The 21,027-nt window shown below is 37.5% G+C and carries 19 protein-coding genes; 14 read left to right on the top strand and 5 right to left on the bottom strand.

The genetic code is table 11. The features are described from left to right. Positions 1 to 3 precede the first annotated feature (3 nt). The 4 genes from glgB to DN064_RS12425 all read left to right on the top strand — a co-directional run bounded on the left by glgB (position 4) and on the right by DN064_RS12425 (position 6,674). On the top strand, positions 4 to 1,911 hold the full coding sequence (gene glgB / locus DN064_RS12440) for a 1,4-alpha-glucan branching protein GlgB (protein WP_115462995.1): 1,908 nt from the start codon (positions 4 to 6) through the stop codon (positions 1,909 to 1,911). A 133-nt stretch (positions 1,912 to 2,044) separates the two neighbouring features. Then, positions 2,045 to 4,456 (top strand): glycoside hydrolase family 31 protein, encoded by a 2,412-nt coding sequence (locus DN064_RS12435; protein WP_115462994.1) that lies wholly within the window; start codon positions 2,045 to 2,047, stop codon positions 4,454 to 4,456. A gap of 56 nt (positions 4,457 to 4,512) precedes the next feature. After that, on the top strand, positions 4,513 to 5,349 hold the full coding sequence (locus DN064_RS12430) for a M48 family metallopeptidase (RefSeq protein ID WP_115462993.1): 837 nt from the start codon (positions 4,513 to 4,515) through the stop codon (positions 5,347 to 5,349). 17 nt (positions 5,350 to 5,366) lie between these two features. After that, positions 5,367 to 6,674, top strand: a complete 1,308-nt coding sequence (locus DN064_RS12425; RefSeq protein WP_115462992.1) for an MFS transporter — start codon at positions 5,367 to 5,369, stop codon at positions 6,672 to 6,674. A gap of 37 nt (positions 6,675 to 6,711) precedes the next feature. Here DN064_RS12425 and DN064_RS12420 read toward each other — a convergent pair whose 3' ends face one another. The 4 genes from DN064_RS12420 to DN064_RS12405 are packed head-to-tail and all read right to left on the bottom strand — an operon-like array spanning position 6,712 to position 9,641. After that, a complete protein-coding gene (locus DN064_RS12420; RefSeq protein WP_115462991.1) occupies positions 6,712 to 7,440 on the bottom strand; it encodes a head GIN domain-containing protein in 729 nt (242 codons plus the stop codon). Between the two features lie 16 nt (positions 7,441 to 7,456). Continuing rightward, positions 7,457 to 8,548, bottom strand: coding sequence for a hypothetical protein (locus DN064_RS12415; protein WP_115462990.1), 1,092 nt, complete (start codon positions 8,546 to 8,548; stop codon positions 7,457 to 7,459). Next, positions 8,526 to 9,080, bottom strand: a complete 555-nt coding sequence (locus DN064_RS12410) for a hypothetical protein (RefSeq protein WP_115462989.1) — start codon at positions 9,078 to 9,080, stop codon at positions 8,526 to 8,528. Before DN064_RS12410 ends, DN064_RS12415 begins: the two co-directional genes overlap by 23 nt. A gap of 3 nt (positions 9,081 to 9,083) precedes the next feature. Next, positions 9,084 to 9,641: an RNA polymerase sigma factor gene (locus DN064_RS12405; RefSeq protein WP_115462988.1), complete on the bottom strand. Its 558-nt coding sequence runs from the start codon at positions 9,639 to 9,641 to the stop codon at positions 9,084 to 9,086. 229 nt (positions 9,642 to 9,870) lie between these two features. Here DN064_RS12405 and lon point away from each other — a divergent pair, with 229 nt between their 5' ends. The 3 genes from lon (at position 9,871) to cmk (ending at position 14,131) form a co-directional block, all read left to right on the top strand. Next, entirely contained in the window at positions 9,871 to 12,324 is a 2,454-nt protein-coding gene (gene lon / locus DN064_RS12400; protein ID WP_115462987.1) for an endopeptidase La, read from the top strand. Positions 12,325 to 12,421: 97 nt separating this feature from the next. Then, on the top strand, positions 12,422 to 13,441 hold the full coding sequence (gene porQ / locus DN064_RS12395) for a type IX secretion system protein PorQ (protein ID WP_115462986.1): 1,020 nt from the start codon (positions 12,422 to 12,424) through the stop codon (positions 13,439 to 13,441). Next, entirely contained in the window at positions 13,442 to 14,131 is a 690-nt protein-coding gene (gene cmk / locus DN064_RS12390; RefSeq protein ID WP_115462985.1) for a (d)CMP kinase, read from the top strand. A gap of 20 nt (positions 14,132 to 14,151) precedes the next feature. Here cmk and DN064_RS12385 read toward each other — a convergent pair whose 3' ends face one another. After that, positions 14,152 to 14,529, bottom strand: a complete 378-nt coding sequence (locus DN064_RS12385) for a LysM peptidoglycan-binding domain-containing protein (RefSeq protein WP_115462984.1) — start codon at positions 14,527 to 14,529, stop codon at positions 14,152 to 14,154. A gap of 264 nt (positions 14,530 to 14,793) precedes the next feature. On the opposite strand from DN064_RS12385, the gene rpsA reads away from it, so the two are divergent. The 7 genes from rpsA to DN064_RS12350 all read left to right on the top strand — a co-directional run bounded on the left by rpsA (position 14,794) and on the right by DN064_RS12350 (position 20,881). Beyond that, positions 14,794 to 16,638: a 30S ribosomal protein S1 gene (rpsA, locus tag DN064_RS12380; protein WP_115462983.1), complete on the top strand. Its 1,845-nt coding sequence runs from the start codon at positions 14,794 to 14,796 to the stop codon at positions 16,636 to 16,638. Positions 16,639 to 16,761: 123 nt separating this feature from the next. Further along, positions 16,762 to 17,301, top strand: coding sequence for a bifunctional pyr operon transcriptional regulator/uracil phosphoribosyltransferase PyrR (pyrR, locus tag DN064_RS12375; RefSeq protein WP_115462982.1), 540 nt, complete (start codon positions 16,762 to 16,764; stop codon positions 17,299 to 17,301). A 35-nt stretch (positions 17,302 to 17,336) separates the two neighbouring features. Beyond that, on the top strand, positions 17,337 to 18,266 hold the full coding sequence (locus tag DN064_RS12370) for an aspartate carbamoyltransferase catalytic subunit (RefSeq protein WP_115462981.1): 930 nt from the start codon (positions 17,337 to 17,339) through the stop codon (positions 18,264 to 18,266). A 2-nt stretch (positions 18,267 to 18,268) separates the two neighbouring features. Next, on the top strand, positions 18,269 to 18,598 hold the full coding sequence (locus DN064_RS12365; RefSeq protein ID WP_115462980.1) for a ribonuclease Z: 330 nt from the start codon (positions 18,269 to 18,271) through the stop codon (positions 18,596 to 18,598). 17 nt (positions 18,599 to 18,615) lie between these two features. After that, a complete protein-coding gene (locus tag DN064_RS12360) occupies positions 18,616 to 19,521 on the top strand; it encodes a ribonuclease Z (protein ID WP_115462979.1) in 906 nt (301 codons plus the stop codon). A 34-nt stretch (positions 19,522 to 19,555) separates the two neighbouring features. After that, on the top strand, positions 19,556 to 20,203 hold the full coding sequence (gene pdxH / locus DN064_RS12355; protein ID WP_115462978.1) for a pyridoxamine 5'-phosphate oxidase: 648 nt from the start codon (positions 19,556 to 19,558) through the stop codon (positions 20,201 to 20,203). A 180-nt stretch (positions 20,204 to 20,383) separates the two neighbouring features. After that, positions 20,384 to 20,881: a CAP domain-containing protein gene (locus tag DN064_RS12350; protein WP_115462977.1), complete on the top strand. Its 498-nt coding sequence runs from the start codon at positions 20,384 to 20,386 to the stop codon at positions 20,879 to 20,881. Positions 20,882 to 21,027: the final 146 nt, after the last annotated feature.

Raw genomic sequence — 21,027 nt, 5'->3', positions numbered from 1 at the left:
TTCATGGCAGAGGTCATTGCACACAGCAGATTTACAGAATTTGACATCAATCTATTTAAGTCGGGGAAACACTATCGGCTTTATGAAAAGTTTGGTTCATATATTACCCAGGTTGATGGAGAAGAAGGCACATATTTTGCTGTTTGGGCCCCTAGTGCCAAGATGGTTTCAGTAGTTGGAGATTTTAATTTTTGGCTAGAGGGTGAACATCAGTTAAACGTCAGATGGGATGCCTCTGGAATCTGGGAAGGATTTATTCCAAATGTAGGAAAGGGTAATATCTATAAATACAAGATTCAGAGTCATAATAACGACATTAAAACCGAAAAAGCGGATCCGTATGCGCGACGTTGTGAGCACCCACCAAAAACAGCTTCTATTGTATGGGATGACGACTACAAATGGGAAGATTCTAAATGGATGAAAGTTCGTAAAAAGAACAATGCTATTACTGCTCCGTTTTCAGTCTATGAAGTGCATCTTGGATCATGGAAAAAGAAAATTGAAGAAAACAGATTTTTATCCTACGTAGAACTGGCTGATGAGTTGGTGTCTTATGTTAAAGAAATGAATTTCACCCATGTGGAATTAATGCCAGTGATGGAGTATCCTTATGATCCGTCATGGGGATATCAGTTAACAGGTTATTTTGCACCCACTTCACGATTTGGCTATCCCGAAGAGTTTAAGCTCTTAGTGGATAAACTTCACCAAAACGGCATTGGAATTATTTTAGATTGGGTGCCTTCTCATTTTCCGGAAGATGCTCATGGCCTGGGCTTTTTTGACGGGTCACACTTATATGAGCATCCCGATAGACGCAAAGGGTATCACCCTGACTGGAAAAGTTTGATTTTTAATTACGGACGAAATGAAGTGAAGTCTTTCTTAATTAGTAATGCTATTTTTTGGTTGGATCAGTATCATGCAGATGGTTTAAGAGTTGATGCAGTTGCATCGATGTTATTCCTAGATTATAGTAGGGAAGATGGAGAATGGGAGCCTAATATGTTTGGTGGAAGAGAGAACCTTGAGGCAATCGCATTTATGCGCGAACTAAATGAGGCGGTGTACAAAGATTTTCCCGATGTACAAACCATAGCTGAAGAATCTACCTCATTTCCAATGGTGTCAAAGCCGACATACATAGGAGGTCTGGGTTTTGGTATGAAATGGATGATGGGTTGGATGCATGATACACTTCAGTATTTTGCAAAAGAACCTATTTATAGAAGACATCATCAAAACGACCTTACCTTTTCTATGACCTATGCCTTTACTGAGAATTTCATGCTTCCTTTAAGTCATGACGAGGTGGTTTATGGCAAGCACTCAATTTTAGGAAGAATGCCCGGTGATGAATGGCAACGCTTTGCCAATTTGAGGTTATTATACAGTTACATGTTTACGCATCCTGGCACCAACTTATTGTTTCAAGGAGCAGAATTTGGCCAAAGTGAAGAGTGGAATTTTCAACAGAGCCTTGATTGGCACTTGTTGCAGTACGATCCTCACAAAGGGGTCCAGGAACTTATAAAGGATCTGAATAAGCTCTATAAAAATGAACCAGCCTTACATGAAAAGCAATTTTCAGCTGAAGGATTTGAATGGATTGACTATAATGATAGTGAGAACTCGGTGTTAGTTTACATACGTAAAGGAGAACAGGAAAAGGACGACCTTATTATTGCTTTAAACATGACTCCTGTGCCTAGAGAGTCTTATAAGATGGGTGTGCCAAGAGCTGGAAAACTAAAGGAGGTTTTTAATAGCGATAAGAAGAAATACTTTGGTAGTGGTTCTTACAAGAACAAAATGCGAACCACAACCAATGAGGCATGGCAGTTCAGAGATCAAAGTATAAGTGTTCATATTCCCCCACTAGGTGCTATCGTCCTTAAGTACAGTTAGTAAAGACTGAATTACTCGATTAGTTTACCAACTATAACGTTATAGTTGAAAACTCTTAGCAATATGAGCTATAAAGCCTTTTAAAAGAGTTGATTTTTCCGTTTTTTTACAACCATTTTTCAAAAGCGAAGCAATGATTGTAAATACAGAACTCGAACAGAAAGGCAATCAGTTCCCATCATATATAGTTGATTTTAAGAAGGATGTAGATACTTTGTATTTTACAACACAAAACGATGTCATTCTTCAATTGACTGTTGTAAGAGACAGTGTCCTTAGATTCAGATATACGACAATAGGAAAGTTTGATAAAGATTTTTCATATGCCATTACTAAATATGCCAGTACTGGTTACAACAAGCTAGAGATAGAAGAAGACAAGGACTGTTACCATGTCATCACCTCTAAACTCCACTGTAAGATTGAAAAACAAACTTTAAAGATCTCAATCTATGATGTGGTAGATAAGTTTCTTATCAATCAGGATGAGATAGGTTTTCATTGGGAAGAAAGCTACCAATATGGTGGAAACATTGTTAAAATGAGCAAGGTTTCCAGAGATGGTGAGAGCTACTATGGCCTGGGTGATAAGCCTAATCATGTAAACTTAAAAGGGCGTCGTTATGATAATTGGGTAACAGACTCTTATGCTTATGGCAAAGATACCGACCCAATCTATAAAGCTATTCCGTTTTATACTGGTTTGCATCACGGAAAAGCATATGGAATTTTCTTTGATAATACCTTTAAAACGTCTTTTGATTTTGCTCATGAAAGGCGCAATGTGACCAGTTTCTGGGCCCAGGGAGGAGAAATGAATTATTATTTTTTCTATGGTCCGAAAATGACGGATGTGGTAGAGAGTTATACGGATTTAACGGGGAAACCACATCAATTACCACCATTATGGGCTCTAGGGTTTCATCAATGTAAGTGGAGTTATTACCCTGAAGCTAGAGTTAAAGAGATTACCAACAAATTTAGAGAGCTTGAAATCCCTTGTGATGCCATTTATTTGGACATCGACTATATGGATGGTTTCCGCTGTTTTACCTGGAATAAGGACTATTTTCCAGATCCCAAGAAGATGGTTAAAGAATTAGCAGATAAAGGTTTTAAGACTGTTGCTATTATTGATCCAGGAATTAAAATCGATAAGGATTATTCAGTATTTCAAGAGGCTATTGAAAACGACTATTTCTGCAGAAGGGCAGATGGAGATTACATGAAGGGCAAAGTCTGGCCGGGACAATGTTACTTCCCAGACTTTACAAATCCGGAAGTGCGGGACTGGTGGTCTGGACTTTTTAAGGAACTTATTGAAGAAACAGGTGTAAAGGGTGTGTGGAATGATATGAATGAGCCTGCGGTTATGGAAGTTCCAAATAAAACTTTTCCAGACGATGTGCGTCATGACTACGATGGCAACCCGTGTAGTCATAGAAAGGCTCATAATGTCTATGGCATGCAGATGGCGAGAGCCACCTATCAGGGGCTAAAAAAGTACAGCTATCCTAAACGACCATTTGTTATTACAAGGGCAGCGTACTCTGGTACACAACGCTATACATCCACTTGGACGGGTGACAATGTTGCTACCTGGGAGCATTTGTGGATTGCAAATATTCAAGCACAACGACTTGCTATGTCTGGTTTTTCATTTGCGGGTAGTGATATAGGTGGATTTGCAGAACAACCTTCGGGTGAGCTTTTTGCTAGGTGGGTTCAGTTAGGCGTTTTTCATCCTTTCTTTAGAGTGCATTCGTCAGGTGATCATGGCGATCAGGAACCTTGGGCCTTTGATGAAGACATTACAGCTATAGTTAAAAAGTACATTGAGATTAGATATCAGCTGTTGCCATATTTATATACAGCATTTTGGAATTACACCGACCATGGAACGCCAATATTGAAGTCTCTGGTGTTATACGATCAAGAGGATGTTCAAACTCATTACAGAACCGATGAGTTCATCTTTGGTGAGCATATACTAGCTTGCCCTGTACTAGAAGGTAATGCTAGAGGTCGTAGGATGTATATTCCAAGAGGAAACTGGTACAATTTCTGGACAGATGAGGTGCTTAAAGGAGGTAAAGAACTTTGGGTTGAGGCAGATATTGATGTGATGCCTATTTATGTAAAAGAAGGTGCGATTATCCCTAAGTTTCCAGTGCAACAATATGTGGGCGAGAAAAAAATTGATGAAGTTACCCTAGATGTTTATTACAAAGAGGGAAAGGAATCAAGTCAATTATTTAGTGATGCTCAGGATGGGTATGATTACACAAAAGGGCGTTACAGTCTAAGAAATTTTAAACTTACAGGTCGTAAAAAAGAACTGATTATTAATCAGTTTAAAGAAGGTAAGTTTATTACTGAGTATTCACAGTTTAAGGTTCGAATTCATGGCTTGCCTTTTGAAATAGGTGAAATTCAAGTAGATAATGAGGTGATACCTCTTAATCATTTGAAAATCAATGGTACGTATTCAATGATTGTGGATAAAAACTTTTCGGAGTTGCATCTAATTGCCAAAGAAAACTAAAGGGTATTAATTTTTGATTTCCATATGTGATTCGTAGATTTATATTTGATAAGTCTATGGACATGAAGACCACAATTGCATATCTTGCTTTTTTTGCGTTACTATTTAGTTGTGCTACAAATCCTTTTACTGGGAAGAAGACATTGAAGCTTCCGGGGACGGAAAATTCTACTTTAATTCCAGCTGCATTTGCCCAGTATAATGAAGTCTTAAGTGATAGTAAGATAGTTAAAGGAACTCCAGATGCGGAAATGATTAATAGAGTTGGTAAACGTATTGCCAATGCTGCTGAACGCTGGTTGAATGCTAATGGTTATCAGGCTTATTTGGAAGACTACGACTGGGAATATACGCTTATTGAATCTGAACAAGTTAATGCCTGGTGTTTACCAGGAGGGAAAATAGCATTCTACACAGGAATCTTACCAATTGCCGAAAATGAGACTGGGGTGGCCATCATTATGGGTCATGAAGTGGCTCATGCCCTTGCTAATCATGGGCAACAACGCATGAGCAAGGGGATGTTGCAGCAATTAGGTGCCGGAGCGGTAGCGGCAGCCTCTAGTAGTGAGACGGCACAAGAACAGCAACTCTATATGGCTGCTTACGGATTGGCGTCCACTTACGGTTTTATGATGCCCTACAGCAGAAAACATGAGACTGAAGCAGATAAAATTGGATTAATTCTATCAGCCATTGCAGGTTATAATCCGGAAGAAGGGGCGAAGCTTTGGGAACGTATGAAAGCTAATAGTGGCGGTGAGGCACCACCTGAATTCATGAGCACACACCCAAGTAATGATACCCGTATTCAAACACTCCAGAAAATGGCTGATCAAGCTAAGACTGAGGCTGAAAAATTTGGAGTAACTTCGTTTCGACCCATTAACTAACGCATCAATTTAATTTTATGACAGTATTCGATAAAGGCAGTAAAAAACTTTTAAATGCCTGGGCATTCTATGACTGGGCTAATTCGGTTTATACTTTAACGATCGCCTCATCTTTGTTTCCTATTTTTTATTCGGCACTGTTTTTAAGTGATGTTAAAATGGTTATGGCCTTTGGGTATGAATTTAAAAGTACGGCCCTCATCACCTTTGTAACTGCTTTTACTTTTATGGTGGTGGCCGTGTTATCTCCAATACTATCAGGAGTAGCCGATTATCTTGGAAACAAGATGACCTTTATGAAGTTTTTCTGTTATGTAGGATCACTTGGGTGCGTAGGCTTGTACTGGTTTAGTTTGGAATATATTCACCTAAGTCTATTGTTTTATTTTATGGGCTTAATTGGTTATTGGGGAAGTCTGGTATTCTATAATTCTTATCTGCCAGACATAGCGCTGCCAGAGCAACAGGATAGCATTAGTGCCAAAGGATTTGGATTAGGTTATTTAGGTAGTGTCATATTGCTATTAATTAACCTTGCCATGGTTATGAGTCAAGAAGATGGTGCAGATAAAATGCAGATGATGCGCTATTCCTTTATAACGGTTGGAATCTGGTGGGCTGGATTTAGTCAGTATACATTTAAGGTTCTACCTAAAGGAGTCTCCAATGGGGGTAAGGTAACTAAGGCAGTCTTGCTACATGGTTTTAATGAGCTACGAGGAGTGTGGCAACAACTAAAAGGTAACCTACGTCTAAAACGTTACCTCTATGCCTTTTTTGTCTTTAGCATGGCCGTACAAACCATCATGCTGGTGGCTGTTTATTTTGGTGAGGAAGAGATCAACTGGGGGGATGCTGATGCAAAAACAATTGGGTTGATAGGGAGTATCCTTATTATTCAGCTGGTGGCAATTCTTGGGGCATTTTTAACCTCAAGAGCATCTGCAAAATTCGGAAATGTGAATGCGCTCATTGCTGTGAATGTCATTTGGATGGTTCTTTGCGTCTATGCTTACTTTATGTACACTCCGGTTCAGTTTTACGTAGCGGCAGGAATAGTGGGATTGGTAATGGGAGGTATACAATCCTTAGCGAGATCCACTTATTCAAAGTTTTTACCAAAAACTGAGGACACCACATCCTTTTTTAGTTTTTATGATGTAGCTGAGAAAATAGGAATCGTTATTGGGATGCTTATTTATGGCTTTATAGACCAGATAACTGGTAGTATGCGCAACTCCATTTTATTTTTAGTGGTGTTTTTTGTCATGGGTGTACTGTTATTATTTAGGGTACCCCGATTGCATAAAAAAACCACGGCCTAAACCGTGGTTATTTTTGATTGATGAAAATATAGATTGATTAGTTCTGAATACTGCCAGAACCGGTTACTTTACTATCTTCTCTTGTTGGATTACCTCTGTATTCAATATCCCCAGAGCCTGTAACACGGGCTTTTAAAGTTCCAGAGCAATTAACTCCGGCATCACCTGATCCAGTGACAGACACCTCCACATTGGTTGAATCTAAATCGAAGCCATGGAAATCTCCAGAACCTGTTACACTAGCAACTAAATTAGTGGCAGATCCTTTTAAGGTTAGGTCACCGGAACCAGAAACACTGGCCTTTGCTTTACTAGAGCTAATTTTGAGAACTACATCGCCACTTCCAGAAATAGAAGAATCAAAATTACTGCTGACCAGAGTGCCTTCATTCCATACGTCTCCAGATCCAGAAAGAGAAACACTGTTTACACTTTCAAAAGGTATTGTTATTAAGATAGGCTTATTGCGACTAGGCTTTAAATTGGTGTTATTCTTAACCTTTACTATTAGATCCCCATTTTTAACTTCGGTAATAATATAGTCGATGAGGTTCGACTCAGCTTCAATGGTTATTTTTCCTTCGGTACCAGGAACTAATTTAAAGTCCATAAATCCTGAACATTTAATACCATCGTAGTCGCCAGTTGATCTGTTTACTGTTGTAGCGTCTCCATTACCGTTTACTTTCTTTCCACCCCATTGAGCAAAAGATAAACTTGTTGCAGATATGAAGGTGATTATCATTAGTTGTTGTATAGTTTTCATAATTTAAAGGGGTGGTTTATAGTTTTTTAAAGTTTACACTTCCGTATTCAGACTTGATAGATACTTTGTTAGGAGAATTTTGATCGCCATAATATCCTAAATAGTACTTTTCAGAAGATTCAATTCGACTCTTTACAAATTCAAAATCATCAGAATTTCTCATGGACGCATATTCCAACTCCACTTCAAACTTGAAATTGTAATTGGCATCGTGCCCTATGGTCATTCCAGCATAATCTGTTTGGATATCAATGTTTCCGGCACCAGCGGCCATTTTATCTATTTTAATGGATCCGTAATCTGCTTTTATAGAAACATTTTTGTACACATTTCCAAGCCTCAGAGTTAGGTAATCACCATTGCCTTCTAGGTTATTGATGTTATCAACCTTTAACGAACCATAATCACAGTTATAGGTTACATCTTCCACAGCTTCAATGGCTGATTTGGTATAGTCAGCATTGATATCAAGCTGGTTGGCCTTAGCTACTGTATAACTACTATAATCGGCGTTGATATTTCCACTTTTTATGTATTCAAAATAACACCCATTTGAGTAATCAAAATATAGGCTATTGTTATCGGCCATTAATTCTTTAGTAGTAATTTTACCATAATCACAACTGATTTGCGCGCGTCCCATTAGTTCGTCAACGTTAATAGCTCCATAATCATTTCTGATGTTGATGTTGTTGGTTTTTGGGATCTTTACCACATAATTAACCTCAATTTTTAGGTTGCTTTTGCCCCAATTCCACCAGGAACCATTTTTCTTTTTTCCAAACTTCGTTTCTGCCGATACCATGCTGCTGCTGTTTGAAAATTGAACATCAATATCGTTTAATCGATCATTGACCTTATCTTCATTAGATCCAGTTACCTTGATAGTAATATCAAAATCAACGGTGTTTCTGTCCCAGGTGACGATATCCACATTCCCATAGCTGTTATCAACTTTAAGGGTAGCGTCTGAATTGACATTAAAGGATTTTTGAATGGACTTTTCTCGGGTGGTCTTAAGAGTTTTGTCCACGCTTGGGTTTTCTGCCAGTAAAAGTCCTGGCAAAAGCATCATCACCAACAATTTAAATTGTAGTTGTAGTATCATTTTGTTCAGCGTTTAATTGTTTTACGTTCTCTATTTGTTCTAAAAGATTGGTTAGTATATCGATCCTGTTTTGGAAATTGGAGATCATAGCGTAGATAACACGATTGTCCTCCTGACTGTTTTCCAAATCCAGTTTTAATTTATCATATTGTAGTTCTAATCTGTTAAGCTGTCTCAAGCCGTCGTATATAATGTTTTCAGTTAGAGGGGAGCGTTCAGCTTCTATCTTCTTAAGCTCATCGTTAATGGCAATTGTAAAGAAATCCTGTGTTCTTGAAAATTCTTCAGAAACAGTAGCAAGTTCCATACCCTGAGAGTTATTTGGTTGTCCGATAAAAACGGCTAAAGCAATAATAGCAACAGCGGCAACCGCTAGGAATGATTTTAATACTGGGCCTATGTTTAATCCTTTATCAGGATGAATTGATTTGAGTTTCTTTTCAAAACGCAATTCATGGCCTAACTGAGGCATTTCAGAATCGAATTCTTCTCTAAAATTTTTAAATAGTGTATTTAAATTATCATCTTTCATAATTCATGAGTTTTTTAGCGAAGTTAATCGCGTTCTCAGTTGAGTTTTGGCTCGTGAAATCAAGGTTCTGCTATTGCCATTGGATATCTGCATTATTTGAGCGATCTCTTCATAATCATAACCCTCAATCAAATGCAGCGTTAAACTAATAGCGTAACTTTCTTTAAGTCCATTTATGGCTTCCTTAATCTCAGAAGCAGATATATTTGCAGGTTCAAAAACTTCCTCAGCACTTTGATCTTCCATTTTATAGAGCATATCCTCAATGCCTGTAGTGTTCTCTTTTTGTTTTTTATGATAGTGGCCAATACTATTATTAACAACAATACGTTTTAACCAAGCTCCAAATTTACTGTTCTCACTAAGCTTATCTAGCTGTGTGAAAGCTGATAAGAAGGAATCTTGCATGATGTCCTCTGCTTCGAAACTGTCTTTTACTATTCTTAAACTTGTATTATACATTGCTTTATAATATCTGCGATATAATTCCATTTGTGCCTGCTGATTTTGACTACGGCACATGTCCACTAATTGATTGATATGGTGATTGGCTAGTGACAAAAAAGTGATTGGTTTATTCTATAGATACAATGACAATTGAATTGTTACAGTTATACCTAAAAAAATACAAGAAATAATTCTGGATTGGCATAAGAATTGACTTCTATGTATCAGCAACTGAACTTGATTCAATACTAAAAGTTTGAATATCAGTTGATTAAAATTGAAAATAAATCAAAAGATTGGTCTGTTACAAGTACAATGTGACATATTGACCTTATAAAATACTATGGGAAAATCAAATTTTTTAAGCCTTGACAGTTTGTCACTGCAGGATTTTGATGAAAATTCAGAGTTAATTCCGTTAATGACCCCTGAGGATGAGGAATTAATTAATAGCGAAGAGTTACCAGAATCATTACCAATACTTCCTCTTAGGAATACGGTGTTATTTCCTGGTGTGGTAATTCCAATTACAGCTGGGAGGGATACCTCTATTAAACTTATTAATGATGCCAACAAGGGGAGTAAGGTAATAGGAGTGGTTGCTCAAAAGGATGAGACCGTTGAGAATCCAGGTCTAAAAGATATCTATAAGGTGGGAACTGTAGCCCGAATTCTCAAGGTGCTAAAAATGCCTGATGGCAATACCACAATTATCATTCAGGGGAAAAAACGCTTTGAGATTAATGAGATCGTTTCGCAAAAACCGTATTTAAATGCCACAATATCTGATCTGCCGGAGCAAAAACCTGATAGTGGAAATGACGAGTTTAAAGCAATTATAGACTCTATAAAAGACTTGTCTTTGGAGATAATTAAGCAGAGTCCTAATATCCCGTCTGAAGCTAGTTTTGCGATTAAAAATATTGAGAGCAATTCTTTTCTTATCAACTTTGTATCGTCTAATATGAACCTTAAGGTGAATGAAAAGCAAGAATTACTTGAAACTAGCCACCTTCAGGATCGAGCACTTTCCACATTAAAGTTTATGAATATCGAATTTCAGAAACTTGAATTGAAGAATGACATTCAGTCAAAAGTGCAGAGTGATATGAATCAGCAGCAGCGTGAATATTTCTTGCAGCAGCAAATGAAAATGATTCAGGAAGAATTAGGTGGCGGGGTGTCCTATGGTGAAGAGATAGAGGAAATGCGAACTAGAGCTAAGGATAAGAAGTGGGATGAGTCTGTGAAAGAACATTTTGATAAGGAGATTGCAAAAATGCAACGCATGAATCCTCAAGTAGCCGAATATTCCATTCAAAGAAATTATTTGGATCTATTTTTAGAATTACCATGGAATGAGTTTAGCGAGGATCAATTTGATTTAAAACGCGCCATGAAAATTCTCGATCGCGACCACTATGGATTGGACGACGTTAAAAAACGTATCATTGAGTATTTAGCAGTTCTAAAGCTAAGAAATGATATGAAATCTCCAATTCTTTGTTTGTATGGCCCTCCAGGTGTTGGAAAAACTTCTTTAGGAAAATCTATTGCTGAAGCGTTAGGCAGAGAGTATGTTCGAATCTCCCTTGGAGGATTGCGTGACGAAGCTGAAATAAGAGGGCATAGAAAGACTTACATTGGTGCTATGCCAGGTAGAATTATTCAAAGCTTAAAAAAGGCAGGGACTTCAAATCCGGTTTTTGTACTTGATGAAATAGATAAATTATCTAGCGGACATCAGGGGGATCCTTCATCGGCAATGCTAGAAGTATTAGATCCAGAACAAAACAGTGAATTTTACGATAACTTCCTGGAAATGGGGTATGACCTTTCTAAGGTTATGTTTATTGCGACCTCCAACAGTTTAAATACCATTCAACCAGCTTTACTGGATCGTATGGAGATTATCAATGTTAGTGGGTATACCATCGAAGAAAAGGTGGAAATCGCTAAGCGCCATTTACTTCCGAAGCAATTAGAGGAGCACGGTCTGGACCAATCGGCGCTCAAGATAGGTAAAGCGCAATTAGAGAAAATTGTTGAAGGCTACACCCGTGAATCAGGAGTAAGAGGTCTTGAAAAGCAAATTGCTAAGATGGTTAGGTATGCCGCCAAGCACATTGCAATGGAAGAGGATTATGATATAAAAGTTACTAAAGATACTGTTCTAGAGGTGCTTAAAGCGCCGAGACTCGAGCGTGATAAGTATGAAAACAACGATGTTGCAGGTGTGGTAACAGGTCTTGCCTGGACACGAGTGGGTGGCGATATTCTGTTTATTGAATCTATTCTTTCTAAAGGTAAGGGTTCCTTAACCATAACAGGTAATCTGGGAACGGTCATGAAAGAATCTGCCACCATTGCAATGGAATTCATAAAGTCCAACGCTGAAAATCTAGGAATCAACCCTGAGGTATTTGGTAAGTACAATGTGCATATTCATGTTCCTGAAGGGGCTACCCCCAAAGATGGTCCTAGCGCAGGAGTCACCATGTTGACTTCTCTGGTTTCACTATTTACACAGCGTAAGGTAAAAAGAAGTCTCGCTATGACTGGGGAGATAACTTTACGTGGAAAAGTATTGCCAGTTGGTGGTATTAAGGAGAAAATTTTAGCTGCTAAAAGAGCACGAATCAAAGAGATTCTTCTGTGTGAAGACAATAGAAGAGATATTGAAGAAATTAAACCCGAATATCTAAAAGGCCTGAAGTTTCATTTTGTAAAAGATATGACTGAGGTTCTGGAAATTGCTTTGACCAAGCAAAAGGTGAAGAATGCAAAGACCTTATAAACGGAATCCCCAAAGAAATAACTTTGGGGATTTTCATTTAAAAAATAAAAATTGAGCACTATCGTTTTTATATAGATTTAATTAATTTGCGTGCTTGATGAAGAGAAGACTAACTGCCTCAGTACTATTGCTGTATTCTTGTTGCGCATTGGCCCAATTAGGTGGTGAGTCTACTTATCAGTTTTTAAATCTAGTATCATCACCCAGACAAGCCGCCCTCGGTGGGAAAATCATTACCAATTTTGATCATGATGTCACAGAGGCTTTGTATAATCCGGCATCTCTCAATTACAGAATGCACAACCAATTGGCCGTAAATTACTCGAGCTATTTAGGAGGTATAGGATACGGTACAGCGGCATATGCCTATACCTGGGATCGACGTCTTCAAACCTTTCATTTTGGAGTGACTTACATTAATTACGGGAGTTTTGACGGGTATGACTTAAATGGCTTGTTTACAGGAACCTTTAGCGGAAATGAGGTTGCCTTATCGGGTACCTACAACTATGATATTCCTAGAAGTGATTTCTATATAGGTGGTACCTTTAAAGTCATTACTTCGGCTCTAGAACAGTATAATTCTATTGGAGTCGCAGTGGATTTAGGTGTTATGTATATTAATGAAAAAATTGATTTTCATGCTGCTCTGTCTGTTAGGAATATTGGAACTCAGATTACAACATACGCCGGTACTAGAGAACAACTTCCATTTGAAGTCAATTTGGGACTCTCGCAGTTGTTGCAAAATGTACCATTACGTTGGCATTTGACATTTGAAAATTTACAGAAATGGCCAATTGCCAGTTCTAACCCTGCCAGAGCTACTACTGATTTGGATGGTAATCAAACACAAGAGAGTGTGGGATTTTTTAATGAAGTATTAAGACATACTATTCTTGGTGCAGAGCTCTTTCCAGATAAAGGGTTTAATTTAAGGGTTGGTTACAGTTTTAGGCGTGGTGAGGAACTGCGCATAGAAGACAGTAGGAGCTTTGCGGGATTATCCTTTGGTGTTGGAATAAAAATGGGACGAATTAGATTCAATTATACACACGCCAGATACTCATCAGCTACAAACAATAATTTTTTTGGCCTTCAAATAGATTTGCAATAAATGAATATGCTAACAATTGCTATAGACGGTTTTTCTTCAACAGGTAAAAGTACAATTGCTAAACTTTTGGCCAAGGAGCTGTCTTATGTATATGTGGATTCTGGAGCTATGTACAGAGCGGTTACTTTACATGCTATGCGGCAGGGCTTGATCTCTAGTAACAGATTTGATCGTGAAGGGTTGATCAATTCCTTAAGTGAACTAGAAATACGGTTTGAATATAATAAGGAGCTTCAAAAAGGTGATGTTTACTTAAATGGTGAAAATGTAGAGGGTTTAATTCGAAATCTTGAAGTTTCACAATTAGTAAGTCTAGTGGCGGCGGTTCCAGAGGTTAGACGGAAATTAGTTGAGCAGCAGAAAATGCTAGGTGACCAAGGAGGTGTTGTTATGGACGGTAGGGATATAGGGACGGTAGTTTTTCCTGATGCAGACTTTAAGTTTTTTATGACGGCCAGTCCGGAAGTTAGAGCTGAGAGACGGTTTAAGGAACTTCAAGATCGTGGTGATAGCATCAGTTATGATGAAGTATATGAAAATGTCATTAATCGCGACGAATTAGATTCAACCAGAAAAGACTCTCCATTAATAAAAGCGGAGGATGCAGTTGAGTTTGACAACTCAGATATAAGTATTAAAGACCAGCTTCGAGCGATGTTAGATATTATTAGCTCAAAACTTACTGAGTAATAGGTTGTGTGAACTGGCCTTTAAAGATTAGGAATAATCAACTCTTGCCCAGGATGAATTAGATCAGGACTCTCGAGAATATCAGAATTAACCTTAAAAATGCTCTTATATTTCATAGCATCCCCATAATAATGTAAAGCAATTTTACCTAAAGTTTCACCTGATTTTACGACATGTCTATGATAGACAGTGGTGTCTGCTACTCGAATGTCAGCTAGAATATCTTTAGGGTTTTCACCTCCTATACTCTTGATCTTATCCCAAAGCAGGTTTTTTTCGTATTGGGTTTTTGCAGTTCCCTTTATTTTCAAAATTCCGTTGTCTTCAGTCACGTCACCGTCTTGAATATTTAAGGCTTCGCCAAGGTTTAATACCTCTTGATACTTAGATTTAACCATGCTGGTTGATTGTTGAGATTAATAGTAATATCAAATATATAAAAATGAAAGTGTTAAGCCTTTTTTTAACCTAAAATCTGTGTGCAAAAAAGGGGCTTTTCGAGAGGAGTGAATTATTTGTTAATAAGGATTTTATATTGTATTTTTGCAGACCTTTTTACGAGTAGTAGAGCGAAAAGGAATATTAGTTAAAAAATAACATGCTTCTGTGTTGATGATCGTTGAGAGCTCTGCAATTAGCACAGGATACAAATTTTATCAGCAATGGCTGAAAATAAAAAAGAAAAAGCGGCAGAAACAACTACTGTTGAAGCTGTTGAAACTCCAAAAGTAGAAGTGCACGTTTCAGAGGCACAGACTAACCCAGAGAAATTTTTAAAAGAATTTGATTGGCACAATTACGAAGAAGGAATTGAGCAAGTGGCAGATTCTAAACTAGCTGAATTTGAGAAGTTAGTCTCTGAAAATTTTGTTGACACCTTAGATGATGAGGTAGTTGAAGGTACTGTGATAGCTATTACAGATAGAGATGCAATTATCGATATCAATGCAAAATCTGAAGGTGTTATTTCTTTAAATGAGTTCCGTTACAATCCTAACTTAAAGGTTGGTGATAAAGTAGAGGTACTTATTGATGTTAGAGAAGATATTACAGGTCAGTTAGTCTTATCTCACAGAAAGGCTAGAGTTATTAAAGCATGGGATCGCGTGAATGCAGCTCATGACACTGGCGAAATCGTTAATGGTTTTGTTAAGTGTAGAACTAAAGGAGGTATGATTGTAGATGTTTTTGGAATTGAAGCATTCTTACCAGGTTCTCAAATTGACGTAAAACCAATTAGAGATTACGATCAGTATGTCAATAAAACAATGGAATTCAAAGTGGTTAAAATCAACCATGAGTTCAAGAACATTGTAGTATCTCATAAAGCGCTTATCGAAGCAGATATCGAGGAGCAAAAGAAAGAAATTATAGGTCAATTAGAAAAAGGTCAAGTATTAGAAGGTGTTGTTAAGAACATTACTTCTTATGGAGTCTTTATTGACTTAGGTGGTGTAGATGGATTAATCCACATTACAGATCTTTCTTGGTCTAGAATCAACCATCCAAATGAGATTGTTGAGTTAGATCAGAAATTGAACGTTGTAATCTTAGACTTTGACGAAGATAAATCGAGAATCCAATTAGGTCTTAAGCAATTGAGTAAGCACCCATGGGAAGCGCTTGGTGAAGAGGTAAAAGTTGGTGATAAGGTGAAAGGGAAAGTTGTTGTAATTGCTGATTACGGTGCTTTTGTTGAGGTTGCTGAAGGTGTTGAAGGTCTTGTTCATGTTAGTGAGATGTCTTGGTCAACGCATTTAAGATCTGCTCAGGATTTTGTTACCGTAGGAGATGAGATAGATGCAGTGATCTTAACACTAGATCGCGAAGAGCGTAAGATGTCTCTTGGAATTAAGCAATTGACTCCAGATCCTTGGACTGATATTACTACAAAATACCCTGTAGGTTCTAAGCACTCAGGAATTATTAGAAACTTTACCAATTTTGGTGTATTTGTTGAATTAGAAGAGGGGATTGATGGATTAATTTATATTTCTGATCTATCCTGGACTAAGAAAATCAAACATCCAAGTGAGTTCTGTACTGTTGGTGATAAGCTTGACGTTGTTGTACTTGAATTAGATGTTGAAGGACGTAAGTTAAGCTTAGGTCACAAGCAGATTACTGATAACCCTTGGGATAAATATGCTAAGGACTTTGCAATCAACACCGTTCACAATGGTGCTATCGAAGAGGTTGTAGATAAAGGAGCAACAGTTAAATTTAATGAAGATATTACTGCATTCATCCCTAACCGTCATATGGAAAAAGAGGATGGTTCTAAACTTAAAAAAGGTGAGGAAGCAGAATTTAAGATCATTGAGTTTAATAAAGAGTTCAAACGTGTAGTAGCATCTCATACGGCTGTATTTAAAGCAGAAGAAGCTAAGATTGTTAAGGCTGCTGCTAAGAAAGCAGAGGCTGCAGCAGCAGAGGCGAAACCAACTTTAGGTGATGCTAATGATGCACTTCAGGCTCTTAAAGATAAAATGGACGGTAAGAAGTAATTCTTATTTCTAAATATCAATTGAAGACCTTCTAATTTTAGAAGGTCTTTTTTTATGTAATCATAAATAGTTAGATATTCCAATATTTGGTTAAATTTGCCGAGCAATAGGATTGGAAGCCATATGAGTCAAAAAATTTTACTCAATTCTAAAGAAGTAAATATCACTCTTCATCGACTAGCTTGCCAACTTATTGAAAATCACAACGATTTTTCTGATACTGTATTGATTGGTTTACAACCAAGAGGGACTTATTTGGCTCATCGTTTGGCCAGAATGCTTAAAGAAGACTATAATATAAAGTCATTAAAACTTGGGCTTTTAGATATCACATTTTTTAGAGATGACTTTAGAAGAGGGGATAAACCACTCTCTGCTAATACAACGGAAATTAATTTTATAGTTGAGGATAAGAATGTGGTCTTTGTAGATGACGTATTATATACAGGTCGCAGTATACGGTCGGCTTTAACCGCAATTCAATCATTTGGAAGACCGCGCCATATCGAGTTGCTGACATTGATTGATAGGAGATTTAGTCGCCATTTACCTATTCAGCCAAATTATAGAGGACGTCAGGTAGATGCTATCAATGAAGAGCGTGTTGTTGTGAATTGGGAAGAAAATGATGGGAAGGACTCTGTGTTGCTCGTTTCTGAGTAATGAAGGGTGCTCCTTAATGATAATAAAGATCTAATATGAGTTCGTTAAGTGTTAACCACTTACTTGGAATTAAGTACTTACAACCTTCGGATATTGATTTGATATTTGAAACTGCTGATCAATTTAAGGAGGTCATCAATCGGCCTATAAAAAAAGTTCCTTCCTTAAGAGACATAACTATAGCGAACTTGTTTTTTGAGAATTCTACCAGAACTAAACTCTCATTTGAATTAGCCGAAAAGCGCTTATCAGCTGATGTCATTAATTTCTCAGCCTCACAGTCTTCGGTTAAAAAAGGGGAGACCTTAATTGATACTGTGAATAACATTCTATCCATGAAGGTAGATATGGTAGTTATGAGACACCCAAATCCAGGGGCAGGGATATTTTTATCTAAGCATATAGATGCCAGTATAGTAAATGCTGGTGATGGGGCCCATGAGCATCCAACACAAGCCCTATTAGATTCTTATTCTATTAGAGAACGACTAGGATCTGTAAAAGGAAAAAATGTGGTGATTGTTGGCGATATTCTACATAGTCGAGTGGCATTATCTAACATTTTTGCCTTACAGTTGCAGGGTGCCAATGTTATGGTTTGTGGTCCAAAAACATTGTTGCCAAAATACATTGCGGATTTAGGTGTAAAGGTGGAAACCAATCTGAAAAAAGCATTAGAATGGTGTGATGTTGCTAATATGTTGAGAGTTCAGAACGAACGGATGGATATTAGTTATTTTCCTTCCACCAGAGAATATGCGCAGCAGTTTGGACTGACAAAGGACATTATGGATTCGTTGTCTAAGGAAATTGTAGTTATGCACCCTGGGCCTATCAATCGTGGTGTTGAAATCACAAGTGAAGTTGCTGATTCGGACCAATCGATTATTCTAAATCAAGTTGAAAATGGAGTGGCTGTTCGTATGGCGGTCATCTATTTATTAGCTTCAAAAATTAAGCCTTAGGAATGAATGTTGAAATAAAGGAAGATATTGCACTTTTGGTACCAGATAATAGTTCTCCTGGGTCCATAATCGAAGACTTCAATTCCGCTTACACAGACGCAAAAGATCATCATTTGGTATTGGATCTTTCTAATCAGAGTACAGAAACTACTGATATCATCATAAAGTTTCAGGATATTTCAGATTCACATAGAAGTGAAGGCAAGTCCTTTGTGTTTATCGCTAACTGTGATCTTGATTTACTACCAGAAGCGTTAATTGTTGTACCAACCTATCAGGAAGCTCTAGATATAATTAAAATGGAATCTATAGAAAGAGACCTTGGATTATAATTTTTTAACAACCCCAAATGAAGCTTAATATTCTTGGCTGTTATAGTGCTGTACCGAGAAAAAATACCAACCCAACATCTCAGGTTCTTGAGGTTAAAAATCATGTTTTTTTAATTGATTGTGGTGAGGGTACCCAGGTACAACTTAGACGTCATAAGATCAAGTTTAATCGGATTAAGCATATTTTCATATCGCATCTTCATGGCGATCATTATTTTGGATTAATAGGACTTATAAGTACGTTTAGACTCTTAACAAGAGAAACCGAGTTGCATGTTTATGGGCCAAAAGGATTAAAGGAGGTTATTACTCTACAATTAAAATTGTCTGATTCGTGGACTAATTTCCCATTATTTTTTCACGAGTTAGAATCAAAAACGTCTGAGGTTGTTTTTGAAGATGAGTCGGTTAAGGTATCTACAATCCCTCTAGATCATCGCGTATACTGCAATGGTTTTCTATTTAAAGAAAAACCAGGGGAACGACAATTAGATATGAATGCAGTGCTTAATGCTGACATCCATCAATCCTATTACCGCAAACTCAAACAAGGTGCGGACGTAGTTAATGAAGATGGTAACTTGGTTCGCAATGCCAAGGTGACCAATCCACCAAAACCTACGAAGTCATACGCATTTTGTAGTGATACAGCTTATAAAGAGGCTATTGTGCCATTGATAAGCGGAGTGACTGCACTTTATCACGAGTCCACATTTTTAGAAAAGAACGCAGCACTCTGCGTAATAACTAAACATAGTACGGCCAAGCAGGCAGCTGCTATTGCCAGTTTGGCCAAGGTGGGAATCTTAATCTTAGGCCATTATTCCACACGCTATGATGATATTGAGGTTTTTAGACAGGAAGCTCAAGAGGTATTTGAGAATGTAGAGCTAGCTGATGATGGCAAAGTGATTGAATTTTAATTCCATTTCTTTTGCTTAAGCCTTATTTTTGAATATGGAAAAGGACTTAAGTGATTACAGGCAAAGCTACGAGAAGGGTGAACTAAGACAATCTAATACCCCTGAAAACCCTTTGGAGTTGTTTAGGGATTGGTTTCTTGAAGTTGAAGAACACTACAACACAGGGGAGATCAATGCCATGACAGTGTCAACGCTTGGGTTAGATGGTTTTCCAAAATCTCGAGTAGTACTTCTAAAGCGTTATAATTACGAAGGATTTGTATTCTATACTAATTATGAGAGTGAGAAGGGCAAAGCCATAGAACACAATCCAAACTTGTGTCTGTCATTCTTTTGGGCTGAGGCAGAACGTCAGATTATTATAAAAGGAAAAGCTGAAAAATTACCTCAAAACTTGAGTGATGGGTATTTTGAATCCCGACCTCAAGGAAGTCAATTAGGGGCCATAGCCTCCGATCAAAGCTCTGTGATTCCAGATAGAGCTTATCTTGAACAAAAACTGCTAGACCTCGAAAAGGAGTACGCAAACAAAGAGATAAAACGTCCAGACAATTGGGGTGGTTTCTTGGTTAGACCTATTGAAATTGAGTTTTGGCAAGGTAGACCCAATAGATTGCATGATCGGATTCGTTATAAGCTACAAGACGACTATAATTGGAAAAAAGAGCGCTTGTCCCCTTGATCGTTTAAGCGCTATAATAATCGATAAAATGCTTGTTTGTCACTATAAGCCATCATTTTTAACGATTAAAAGTATAAAAAATCGACGAAATGCATGCTTTTAATCGAAATTAACATTTAGTTAACACTTTGATATAATTCAGTAGGTAAATTAGTAGTCCCAAAATAAACTTAACCTACTATGAAACGCTTATCTGCATTGCCTATTTTGGCATTTGTAGCTATGATGGGCTTCTCCTCCTGTTCTACGGATAATTCTTTGGAGGAGACTATCGCGGCTAAAGATCTTAACAATCCTCCTAATGTTAAAGTCATTGAAATTGAAGTGTTGGAATTGATTAATCAACACCGCATTAGTATAGGGCTTAATCCTTTATTAGATCACTCTGTTGTCAAGGCAGTCGCTTTTACACATACAGATTACATGATTGAAGCGGATGATATATCGCATGATAATTTTTACCAACGAAAAGAAAGTCTTGAAGTTAATGCAGAGGCTGTAAGTGTTTCAGAAAACGTAGCCTATGGGTTTAGTTCCCCTCAATCATTAGTAAATGCATGGCTTAATAGTCCTTCTCATAGGGCCACTATTGAAGGTAACTTTACAGATTTTGATATATCAGCCGAACAGAACGAGAACGGTAAATGGTACTACACCAATATTTTTATAAAACGTTAGTTAGTATTTCACTTAATTCAACCAAAAACCCCCACTGTTGTGGGGGTTTTTTAATATATGTGTATTTGTAGATTATTTTTTAAGGATGTAGAAGTAAGATCGTCTGTTAAGTTGGTGTTCTTCTTTAGAACACTTAACGCCATTAC

The sequence above is a fragment of the Winogradskyella aurantiaca genome, assembly GCF_003362725.1.
GTDB classification, from domain to species: domain Bacteria; phylum Bacteroidota; class Bacteroidia; order Flavobacteriales; family Flavobacteriaceae; genus Winogradskyella_A; species Winogradskyella_A aurantiaca.
Note: the sequence above shows the minus strand (reverse complement) of the source record. Positions and strands in the feature narration are given on the sequence as shown.